Source organism: Microbulbifer hainanensis (assembly GCF_014904735.1).
Classification (GTDB): domain Bacteria; phylum Pseudomonadota; class Gammaproteobacteria; order Pseudomonadales; family Cellvibrionaceae; genus Microbulbifer; species Microbulbifer hainanensis.
The window spans coordinates 1-10,628 of the sequence record NZ_JACZCR010000051.1 but is presented as its reverse complement, the minus strand read 5'-3'; the positions used below and the strand labels follow the sequence as shown (position 1 = coordinate 10,628).

Genomic DNA, 10,628 nt, shown 5'->3' with positions numbered 1-10,628 from the left:
GCGCCTCTGTCGGCAGCCGTTTGTGAAACGATTGCCGATGAGGCTGTAGAGCAAATGGCTGCCGACAGAGGCGCCGCCCCTTGCAGCGAGAGTAATGAACGGAATTTCCGGACGTGCGAAGCCTGGCTCTGGCACAGGCCGAGAAAAAAGAACAAGCGGGAGTAAAAATGTCGAATGCACTGTTTGATCTAACCGGCAAAGTCGCGCTGGTGACCGGCGCCACTCACGGCCTGGGCATGGCCATGGCCGAAGGTCTGGGTAACGCCGGGGCGAAACTGGTGATTACCGGGCACTCGTCACAGGAAAAACTCGACAGCGCGGTGGCTGCGCTGCGAGACAAGGGTCTGGATGCGCACGGCTATCTGTTCGACGTCACTGAAGAGGCCGTAGTGGCCGACATGGTGGGCCTGATCGAACAGGAGCAGGGCCCGATCGATGTGCTGGTGAACAATGCCGGCATTATCCGCCGGGTGCCGCTGCTGGAAATGGAGCTGTCAGAGTGGAACAAGGTCATTGAAACCAATCTGACCGGTGTCTTCACCATGACGCGGCCGGTGGCCAGGCGCATGATCGAGCGCGGTGCGGGCAAGATCATCAACATCTGTTCAATGATGAGTGAGCTGGGCCGGGATTCCGTCTCCGCCTACGCCGCGGCCAAGGGCGGCCTGAAAATGCTGACGCGCAACATGGCAACCGAATGGGCCAGACACAATGTGCAGGTTAACGGCATCGGCCCGGGCTATTTCGCCACCAGCCAGACAGCGCCGATCCGCGTGGATGGCCATCCGTTCAATGAATTTATTTTGAGCCGCACGCCGGCGGGACGCTGGGGCAACCCGGAAGACCTGCAGGGTACGGCCGTCTTTCTGGCCAGTGAAGCGAGCAACTTCGTCACCGGCCAGATCGTATATGTCGATGGTGGAATACTGGCCACCATCGGCAAGCCAGGTAACGAGTAGCTAGCCACTACCCGCAGTCGCACAAAGCAATAACAAATCGGCAAATAGCCAAGTGGTCCCGGCCGCGCGAGCGCAGCTGGAGGGCATCCTGCCGCCTTAAAAAAGATAACAAGGCATCCGCCGCGAGGAGCCGAAGTGATGAGAGAGTGTCGCCGGGCCAGTTCCAGAGCGCCCGTGATTACGCTGGCCATTTTTACCTTTCTGTCTCTGCCGTGCGCAGCGACAGAGACGGATCCTTGGGAGAGCGCCGCGCGTATCCCGGCGGAGGTCCAGCTGCCGCAGATTCCCGCACGCAACTATCCCATCACCGATTTCGATATCTCGGCGGGCGACGGTGCCGATGCGCGCCCGGCCATCCTGCGCGCAATTGCCGCGGCGGTCGCCGATGGCGGCGGGCGGGTAGTGATACCCCGCGGTACCTGGTTGAGCAAGGGCCCGATTATCCTGCACAGCCATATCGAACTGCATCTGCAAGAGGGGGCCACGCTGCGCTTTTCGCCGCGGCCCGAGCACTACCTGCCGGCGGTCAAAACCCGCTGGGAGGGCACAGAGCTGTTTACCTACTCGCCGCTGATCTATGCCGCCGACGTGGAAGACGTGGCGATCACCGGTGCGGGCACCATCGACGGCAACGCCGACAGTGATTTCCATCCGTGGCATGGCCGGGCCCAGGGGGATATGCAGCGCCTGCGCAAGATGGGTGCCAGTGGTGTACCGGTGGAAGAGCGGATATTCGCAGAGGGTACTTTTCTGCGTCCGCCACTGGTGCAGTTCTTTCACGCGCGCCGGGTGCTGCTGCAAGGCTATACAGCAAAGAATTCCCCCTTCTGGGTCAACCATCTGGTCTACACCCGGGACGCCACCGTGCGCGGACTTCGTGTAGAGAGCGACTTCCCTAACAACGACGGCATCGACATCGAGTCCAGTCGCAATGTGCTGGTGGAAAACTGCCGGTTCCGCACCGGCGACGACTCGGTGGTGATCAAGTCCGGCCGCGACCAGGACGGCCGCAACATCGCTATTCCCAGCGAGCGGATTCTCGTGCGCAACAACGATATGGGCGGTGAGGATGGCATCGCGCTGGGCAGCGAAATGTCCGGCGGTATTCGCGATGTCTTCTTCACCGACAATATCCTGCGCGAAGGCGCGTCCGCCTTCCGCTTCAAATCCAACCTCGACCGCGGCGGTCTGGTCGAAAACGTCTACCTGCGCAACCTGCAGGTGGAGTCGTTCAAAAACCTGTTCTGGTTTCAGATGAACTATCCCGGTGAGCTGGGCGGCTTCTTCCCGTCCACTTACCGGGACATCGTTTTCGAAAATATCCGTGTCGGGCAGGTGGATACCTTTCTGGAAGTGCACGCGCCGGCCGCAGCGCCATTGCGCGATGTGCAGTTCAGAAATGTCAGCGTCGAACGGGTCAACACACCCCTGGTGGTGGAGAACGCGGTCAACCTGACTTTTGACGGGGTAACACTCGGTAGCCAGCGCATCGATGGAGTACTCAGCTGGCGCGAACAATAAAAGAAGAGAAGGAGAGCTTGAGATGGTGAGATATCAACTGAAACCGCTTGTGCTGGCCATGGCCGTCGCTGTTCCGGCGATGGCGCAGGAACAGCAAGTCACCGACGCGCCGGCAGCAGATTCGGGCAAGGCTCTGGAGGAGGTCACCGTTACCGGTTTCCGCCAGTCCCTGGAGCGCGCCCTCGATGCCAAGCGCATGAATGCCAACAACACCGACAGTATCGTCGCCGAAGATATCGGCAAGATGCCTGACCTCAACCTGGCGGAATCCCTGCAGCGGGTGCCGGGTGTGGCCATTTCCCGCGAAGGGGGTGAGGGCCGCAACATTACCGTTCGCGGTCTGGGGCCGGGCTTTTCCCGCACTACATTGAACGGCATGGAAGTGCCGGCCAGCACCGGCGGGCTGGACTCCTCCGGCGGTGTGAATCGCGGCCGCGATTTCGACTTCAACGTCTTCGCTTCCGAACTGTTTAACCGCATTACCATCCACAAGTCGCCGGTGGCCTCGGTGGAAGAGGGGGGACTGGCGTCCACCGTCGAACTCTCCACGCCGCATCCGTTCGACAACCCCGGCCAGCAGATGTCGTTCGGCGGCCAGTTGACCGCCGACAGTTTTGCCGGCGAGACAGACCCGCGCATGACCGGCATGTACAGCAACACTTTCCTCGAAGACAAGGTGGGTGTGCTGGTCAGCGCCGCTTATTCCGAGCGTACCGTGCGCCAGGAAGGTTTCGGTTCCGTGCGCTGGACGGCGCCCTACAGCAACGGCGAGCGCAGCTGGGCCAATACCGACGCGGATACCGTCATCAACGGTACCCCGAATCCCGGTGCCAACTATCCCGGCGAAACTTTCGATCAGTCGCAGCTGCTGGACTACATGTGGACACCGCGCCTGCCGCGCATGGATTCGTTCAACCGCTACCAGGAGCGCCTCGGCCTGACCGGCTCACTGCAGTTCCGCCCGAACGATCGCATGGAGTTCTCGCTGGACGTGCTGAATTCGCAGCTGAGTGCGGATGTGACTTCGTACAATTACTTTGCGCAATTCCGTAATACTTACGACCAGATCTCGCCGACCAGTGTGACGCTCGACAGCAGCGGCCGCTATATCGTCGCCGGTGAATTCGACAACGTCACGCCGCGCTCCGAGAGCCGCGGCCAGTTCAGTGATTCCGACTTTACCCAGACAGTGCTGTCGGGCAAGTTCGACCTCGCCGACAATATGCAGCTCGATGTGATGTACGGCAACGCGGTATCCGAGCATGTGGAAGAGCAGTACCGCTACAACCTCACCGCAGCCGAAGGCCACGGTTTTTCCTATTCGTTTGCCAAGGACAGCGATATCGCGGAGATGTCCTACGATTTCGATACGCTCGATCCTGCCAATTATGTCTGGTCCGGGCCGACACTGCGTCACGAGGAAGTGCGCCGCGATAACGATACCTTCCGCGCAGACCTGACCATCAGCGACGACAATGCCTCGAATATCAAGACCGGCCTGATCTGGAACAGTCGCGAAATCGATTCGCAGTTCTGGAATCCCACCGAGGGCACCATCAACACGCCGGCGGTACTCGACGGCACTGTCACCACGCAGCTGGCCAGTGTGGTCAGCGGTTATGCCGACGGCATCGATGCGCCGAACGGATTCCCGACCAACTGGCTGGTGGCGAATTTCAATGCGGCCAATGCGGCCTGGGGTGCGGGTCAGTTCACGCTGGATCCGGACAACTCCAATACCTACGACATTACCGAGGAAACCCTCGGTGGCTACGTGGAAACCAACGTGAACACCGAGCTGATGGGGCGCCCGCTGACGGTCAATGCCGGCCTGCGCGTGGTGGATACCACTGTCACCTCAAAAGGTGTCAGCGGTGACGGTATGGGCGGTTACGTGCCCACCAAACTGGAAGACAGCTACACGGAATGGCTGCCGTCCACCAACCTGTTGTGGGAATTCCAGGACGACCTCTACCTGCGCGTGGGGCTGGCCCGCAATCTGTCGCGCCCGGGGCTCGGCAGTATGGCTGGCACTGTGGACGTGACGCCGATCAACGGCAACGTGTCCGTGGGTAACCCGGGTCTGCAACCCATCCGCGCGAACTCCGCCGATATCGGCCTGGAGTGGTATTTCGACGAGGAATCGCTGCTCGCATTCACTGTGTTCCACAAGCAGATCGAAAGCTTTATTACTGGCACCACGTTGACGGGGCAGGAGCTGCCCAGCGATATCCGCGCTATTGTCGCCGCGCGTCCGGAGTACGACCCGAACAGCCCGTTGTACGATCCGAGTGTGCTGTCGCCGACTTCCGACGACTGGAATATCACCACCAGTGAAAACGGCGACGGTGCCGACCTGGACGGCTATGAAATCTCCTACCAGCAGCCGCTGCGTTTCCTGCCGGGTTGGGCGAGCAATTTCGGTGTGCTGGCCAACTTCACCCACGTGAAGTCCGAGGCGGAGTTCGGCAACGGTATCGTCGGATCGCTGGAGGGACTGTCGGAAAACAGCTACAACTTTGGGCTGTATTACGAAACTGATCTGTTCGGTGGCCGCGTGATGGTCAACAACCGTGACGATTACATCACCGACCAGACCGGGTCCAATGACAACGCGTCGCACGCCACTACCGGCCCGACCCGTGTAGACCTGTCGGCTTTCTACAACGTGACAGACAATATCAAGGTCACGCTGGAGGCGATCAACCTCACCAATGAAACCGAGCGCCTCTACACCACCGGCCCGGAAGGCGACCTGGATCTGGTGCGTGAATACAACAGCACCGGTCGCGAAGTGCTGTTGGGCATGCGCTTGAACTTCTAAGCCGCAGCAAAAACCGCTTCCCCGTCTGGACCGGGGAAGCGGTATCTCCGCGACAATCAATGCGCATTTTCGGCAGGCACAGGCCTGCCTTTTTTATGAATTTCGTGCGCTGGAAATATTTCAGGCAAAGCCCAGGGAAGGTTTTGCCGGAGCGGCGCTGCTCCGCTCCGGCATCATGGAAACGTCGCGGGAAAAATTCAGGCGGGGCAGGATTCCATTTGCATGCGCACGGCGGCGAGTGCGCCATGTTCGATTACGCGTGCCAGCTGTGCAGTCAGTACTTGCTGCAGTTGAGAGCTGTCCCGCAGGTCCTCGCCGAACACCGGGGTGAAATTGAGGAGGCCGCGCGCCAGCTCCGTGGGATCGTTGCCGCAGCGCTCAGCGAGGGCCTTCAGTTCCGCTGCCAGTGGATCGGAAACATCGATCGGGTTGCCGGCGTCGTCGACCGCGGACACGTAGCGGATCCAGCAGGCCAGCGCCAGTGACAGCAGTTCAATGGAGCCGCCGCTGCGTAGCTGGTGACGCAGGGTGCCGAGCCAGCGCTGGGGAATTTTCTGCGAACCGTCCATGGCGATCTGCCAGGTGCGGTGGCGCAGGGCGCGGTTTGCAAAGCGCTGCAGCAGCTGCTGACGGTAGGCGGCCAGATCGAATCCCGCCGGGGCTTCGACCGCTGCACTGGCCTCGCTGGCGAGAAAGCGCTCCGCCAGTGCGGCGTAGGCCGGCTCGCCCATGACGTCGGCAATGGTTTCAAAACCGGCCAGGTAGCCGCTGTAGGCGAGCAGGGAATGACAGCCGTTCAGCAGGCGCAGCTTGATCAGTTCAAAGGGCTCGACGTCTTCGACAAAGGTGGCTCCGGACTCCTGCCACGCGGGGCGGCCGCGCAGGAAGTTGTCTTCCACTACCCATTGCGTGAAGGGTTCCGCCATCACCGCGGCGTTGTCGCGCACACCGAGCCGCTGTTCCAGCGCATCGCGGTCGGCATCGGTTGTCGCCGGTACGATGCGGTCGATCATGGTACTGGGGCAACGCGTATTGTCGGCGATCCAGTCCGCCAGTTCCCCGTCGATCTGGCGGGCGAAAGCCATCACCACGCGCTGCAACAACTGGCCGTTGCTCGGCAGGTTGTCACAGGACAGCAGGGTAAAGCCGGGGAGTCCCGCCGCGCGGCGCTTGCGCAGCGCGTAGACGATAAAGCCCAGCGCGCTTTTGGGCGCGTGGGGGTTGGCCAGGTCGTGCTGTATATCCGGGTGCTGCAGGTTGAGTGTGCCGCTGGCGGGATCGTGGCAGTAGCCCTTCTCGGTGATGGTCAGCGACACGATGCGGATTTCCTCGCGCGCCAGGGTTTCCAGCAGCGCGTGCGGGCTTTCCGGCGCGACAAAAACATCCAGTACGCTGCCGATGACCTGAACGCTTTCCCCCTCGTTGCCTTTGACCACCAGCGAATAGAGATAATTCTGCGGCGCCAGCTGGTCGCGCACTCCGGGCGAACGCAGGCTGGCGCCGATGATGCCCCAGTCGGGCGCAGCGTCGGACAACACCTGCTCGGTGTACCACGCCTGGTGCGCGCGGTGGAAGGCGCCGATACCCAGGTGGACGATACCGGGAGTCAGAGCGTCGCGGTCGTAGCGCGGCGTGGCGACCGCAGCCGGCAGCCCTGTCAGCACCTGGTTGTTCAAAACTTTCTCATTCATCGGGAATTCCTGCATCCGTTTCGGCAGTCAACTGCGGCCGGTGGTCGCGGCCACTGTTTTTTCACAGCTTGTAAGCGCGTTTGGCCAGTGCGTAACTGAGGTCGTGGGCCAGCTCGAAGGCCTCGTCTTCGGCCAGACGGTGGTCCGCCACCAGCTGCGCGAGGAAGCCGCAATCCATGCGCCGGGCGACGTCGTGGCGCGCCGGGATGGACAGGAAGGCCCGCGTGTCATCGTTGAAGCCGACGGTGTTGTAGAAGCCGGCGGTTTCGGTGACCTGCTCGCGGAAGCGGCGCATCCCTTCAGGGCTGTCGTGGAACCACCAGGACGGGCCGAGTTTCAGCGCCGGATAGTGACCCGCCAGCGGCGCCAGCTCGCGGCTGTAACTGGTTTCATCCAGGGTGAAGAGGATGATGGTCAGCTCCGGTTCGTTGCCGACGGCTTCCAGCAGCGGGCGCAGCGCGTGGACATAGTCGGTGCGCGACGGGATATCCGCACCCTTGTCGCGGCCGTAGCGCTCGAATACCACCGCGTTGTGGTTGCGCACCGAGCCCGGGTGAATCTGCATAACGAGACCGTCGTCGAGACTCATGCGTGCCATTTCCGTGAGCATCTGGCCGCGGAACAGCTCCGCGTCCTCGGCACTGGCGCCGCCGTCGCGCACGCGGTTGTACAGGGCTTCCGCCTCTGCGCGGCCCAGGTTGGCCGTGGTTGCGGTCGGGTGGCCGTGGTCGGTGGAGGTGGCCCCCATCTGCCTGAAGAATTCGCGCCGATTGCGCAGCGCTGCCAGGTAGCCGGCAAAATTGCCGGTGTCCTCACCGGTCAGCTCCGCCAGCTGGCGCAGATTGTCGGCGAAGCCCTCGTAGTCGGGATCGAGCACCGGGTCCGGGCGGTAGGCGGTAATCACGCGGCCGCCCCAGCCGCTGTCGAGAATTTTCTGGTGGTGGCGCAGGTCGTCCAGCGGCGACTCGGTGGTGGCGATCACCTCAATATTGAAGCGCTCGAACAGTGCGCGCGGCAGGAATTCCGGCGTTTTCAGGCAGCTGTCGATGCGCTCGTAGTAGAGGTCCGCGGTGCGGCCATCCAGCGCCACGTCGAGATCGAACACATCGTGAAACACGGTATCGAGCCACATCCGCGAGGGTGTGCCGCGGAAGGCGTAGTAGTGTTCCGCAAACAGTTTCCAGATGGCGCGGGGATTGATTTCCACCGCTGTGCCGTCGCGGCTCGGGATACCGAGGCTCTCCAGCGGTACTCCGAGGCTGTAGAGCATGCGGAAGACATAGTGGTCCGGTTTGATCAGCAGGTCGGCGGGATTGCCAAACGGCTGGTTATCGGCAAACCAGGATGGATCCGTGTGGCCGTGCGGGCTGATGATGGGCAGGTCCACAACGCTCTGGTAGAGCTTGCGCGCGATGTCCCGGCTGTAGCTGTCCGCGGGAAACAGGCGATCGGGATGCAGTTGCAGGGGGCGTGTCATAGGGGCATGGCTCTTGTTATTGGTTTGACTCTCAAGCATAACGATATCAATCCAGCGCCGGGAAAAAACCCGCTCCCGCAGGCGGGAGCGGTGGCATGCGCGGCAATGCGATAAACGGCGCGCCGCACCAGGCGTGGAGAAAACCCAGCAGCACTGTTTGGGTGCAGGCACCCACAGGCTGGTGTTGTCATGGTGCCAAAAATTGGTTATACCAGTCAATAAATATGGTAAGACCTAAATGCCGGCGGCGATCCGCCGGCCACACAGAATAAAAATGCAGGGGGCAGCGTGAAACTGGCAGCGTTGGGAGAGGTGATGGTGGAGCTGGCGCCACAGCAGGGGCAGGGTACTGCGGTACCGCTGCTGGCGCAGTCCTACGCCGGGGATACCTACAATACATCCATTTACATGGCCCGCAGCGGCGTCGCCGTCAGTTACGCGACGCTACTGGGGGACGATCCCTACAGCGAACAGATGCTGCACTCCATGGCTGCCGAGGGCATCGACACCGCCGCCATCGAGCAGCTGCCGGGGCGCTGCCCGGGTCTCTACACGATCCGCAACAATGCTGACGGCGAGCGCCAGTTTACCTACTGGCGCGGTGAATCACCGGCGCGGGAGCTGTTCCTCGATGACGCCCGGCGCGAGCGCCTGGCCTCCCGGCTGCGGCAGATGGACTGTCTCTATCTGTCCGGCATCACCCTGGCAATCATGGCGCCGCAAGCGCGTGAGCACTTGCTCGCGTTTCTCGCTGAATTCCGCCGGGGCGGCGGCCGGGTGGCGTTCGACAGCAACTACCGGCCGCGCCTGTGGGGTTCTGCGCGAGATGCACAGCAGGCGGTGGATGCGGTGCTGCAGCAGTCGGATATCGCCCTGTTGACGCTCGAAGACGAGCAGTTGTTGTGGGGGGATCGCACAGCCGGCAAGTGCCTGGAGCGCAACGGCCGCTATCACCTCGGCGAACTGGTACTGAAGCGAGGCCCCGAGCCGGTGCTGCTGCAGTACGACGGCACCCTGAGTGCCCTGGAAGTGCCGCCGGTGTCGGATATCGTCGATACCACCGGCGCTGGCGACGCCTTCAACGCCGGCTACCTGGCGGCGCGCCTGTGCGGCGGGGAGCCGGAGGCAGCTGTCGCTGCCGGCAATCGCTGCGCGGCACAGGTCATTCGCTACCGCGGCGCGATCATCCCCGCAGCACAATTCACGCCCTGCCTGGAAAAGGGGACGGGGCAGGGCGCACTGGCGCGCGCCTGAGCGAGGCGTTAAGTTAAGTTTCCGTGGGCGGCATTGCAGCCGACCACACGTGCCGATAGAATGGTAAGACCAATTTGGGCTTGCCGCTGGCCATTGGCCAGGTACCGGTAATACCTACCTGTAGCAATAATAATAGATAGCAGGTACTCGAGATGATGAAGAGAGCAATACCGCTCCGTCTGGCGGTGCTGGCGGGTCTCTGCCTGCTGCTCACCAGTTGCGGGCTCAAGCAGTCGCAGACGGTGCTGAAGCTGGCCCATACCCTGGACCAGCAACACTCGGTGCACCGCGCCATGGTCTTTATGGACAAGCGCCTGCGGGAGCTGTCCGGCAATACCATGCGCATCGATATCTATCCCGGCGGCCAGCTGGGCAGCGAGCGCGAGCTGATCGAGCTGCTGCAGATCGGCAGCCTGGCAATGACCAAGGTTTCTGCGAGCCCCATGGAGGGCTTTGTACCGGAGCTGAAAGTCTTCAACCTTCCCTACGTGTTCCGCGACAAAGACCACTACTGGAAAGTGCTGCAGAGCGATGTGGGCCACCGCCTGCTGCTCGCCGGCGAAAGCGCGCGCCTGCGCGGGCTCGGCTATTACGATGCGGGCAGCCGCAGTTTCTACGCCAACGACAAGCCGATCCGCACCCCTGCTGACCTGAATGGCCTGAAAATCCGCGTACAGAACAGCCAGACCGCGATCAAGATGGTCAACACCCTCGGCGGCGCGGCGACGCCGGTCAGCTGGGGTGAGCTCTATACCGCCCTGCAGCAGGGCGTAGTCAACGGCGCGGAAAATAATCCCCCCAGTTTTTACCTTTCCAAGCACTACGAGGTTTCCAAGTACTACACCCTCGACGAGCACACCTATGTGCCGGACATGCTGCTGATCAGCACCGAGATCTGGAAA

Annotated in this window: 7 protein-coding genes; 5 read left to right on the top strand and 2 right to left on the bottom strand. The window is 62.0% G+C overall.

Annotated features, from left to right (window positions below):
* Positions 1–167: 167 nt before the first annotated feature.
* From IG168_RS19010 to IG168_RS19000, 3 genes are all read left to right on the top strand, one after another.
* Complete coding sequence (locus IG168_RS19010) at positions 168–959, top strand: gluconate 5-dehydrogenase (RefSeq protein WP_193166192.1); 792 nt, start codon at positions 168–170, stop codon at positions 957–959.
* Between the two features lie 138 nt (positions 960–1,097).
* Positions 1,098–2,480, top strand: coding sequence for a glycoside hydrolase family 28 protein (locus IG168_RS19005; protein ID WP_193166193.1), 1,383 nt, complete (start codon positions 1,098–1,100; stop codon positions 2,478–2,480).
* 22 nt (positions 2,481–2,502) lie between these two features.
* Positions 2,503–5,304 carry a TonB-dependent receptor gene (locus tag IG168_RS19000; protein ID WP_193166191.1) on the top strand — a complete coding sequence of 934 codons (2,802 nt, stop codon included), beginning with the start codon at positions 2,503–2,505 and terminating at the stop codon, positions 5,302–5,304.
* Between the two features lie 197 nt (positions 5,305–5,501).
* Here IG168_RS19000 and IG168_RS18995 read toward each other — a convergent pair whose 3' ends face one another.
* Positions 5,502–6,995, bottom strand: a complete 1,494-nt coding sequence (locus IG168_RS18995; RefSeq protein WP_193166190.1) for a mannitol dehydrogenase family protein — start codon at positions 6,993–6,995, stop codon at positions 5,502–5,504.
* Positions 6,996–7,056: 61 nt separating this feature from the next.
* Positions 7,057–8,472, bottom strand: coding sequence for a glucuronate isomerase (uxaC, locus tag IG168_RS18990; RefSeq protein ID WP_193166189.1), 1,416 nt, complete (start codon positions 8,470–8,472; stop codon positions 7,057–7,059).
* A 288-nt stretch (positions 8,473–8,760) separates the two neighbouring features.
* On the opposite strand from uxaC, the gene IG168_RS18985 reads away from it, so the two are divergent.
* Entirely contained in the window at positions 8,761–9,726 is a 966-nt protein-coding gene (locus tag IG168_RS18985) for a sugar kinase (protein ID WP_193166188.1), read from the top strand.
* 152 nt (positions 9,727–9,878) lie between these two features.
* Positions 9,879–10,628: TRAP transporter substrate-binding protein (locus tag IG168_RS18980; RefSeq protein ID WP_193166187.1), on the top strand; the 750-nt coding region annotated here is incomplete at its 3' end.

Excerpts from the sequence above, each read along its gene's own strand:
- IG168_RS19010 (WP_193166192.1), top strand. The coding sequence starts at position 168 with ATGTCGAATGCACTGTTTGATCTAACCGGCAAAGTCGCGCTGGTGACC.
- IG168_RS19005 (WP_193166193.1), top strand. The coding sequence starts at position 1,098 with ATGAGAGAGTGTCGCCGGGCCAGTTCCAGAGCGCCCGTGATTACGCTG.
- IG168_RS19000 (WP_193166191.1), top strand. The coding sequence starts at position 2,503 with ATGGTGAGATATCAACTGAAACCGCTTGTGCTGGCCATGGCCGTCGCT.
- IG168_RS18995 (WP_193166190.1), bottom strand. The coding sequence starts at position 6,995 with ATGAATGAGAAAGTTTTGAACAACCAGGTGCTGACAGGGCTGCCGGCT.
- uxaC (WP_193166189.1), bottom strand. The coding sequence starts at position 8,472 with ATGACACGCCCCCTGCAACTGCATCCCGATCGCCTGTTTCCCGCGGAC.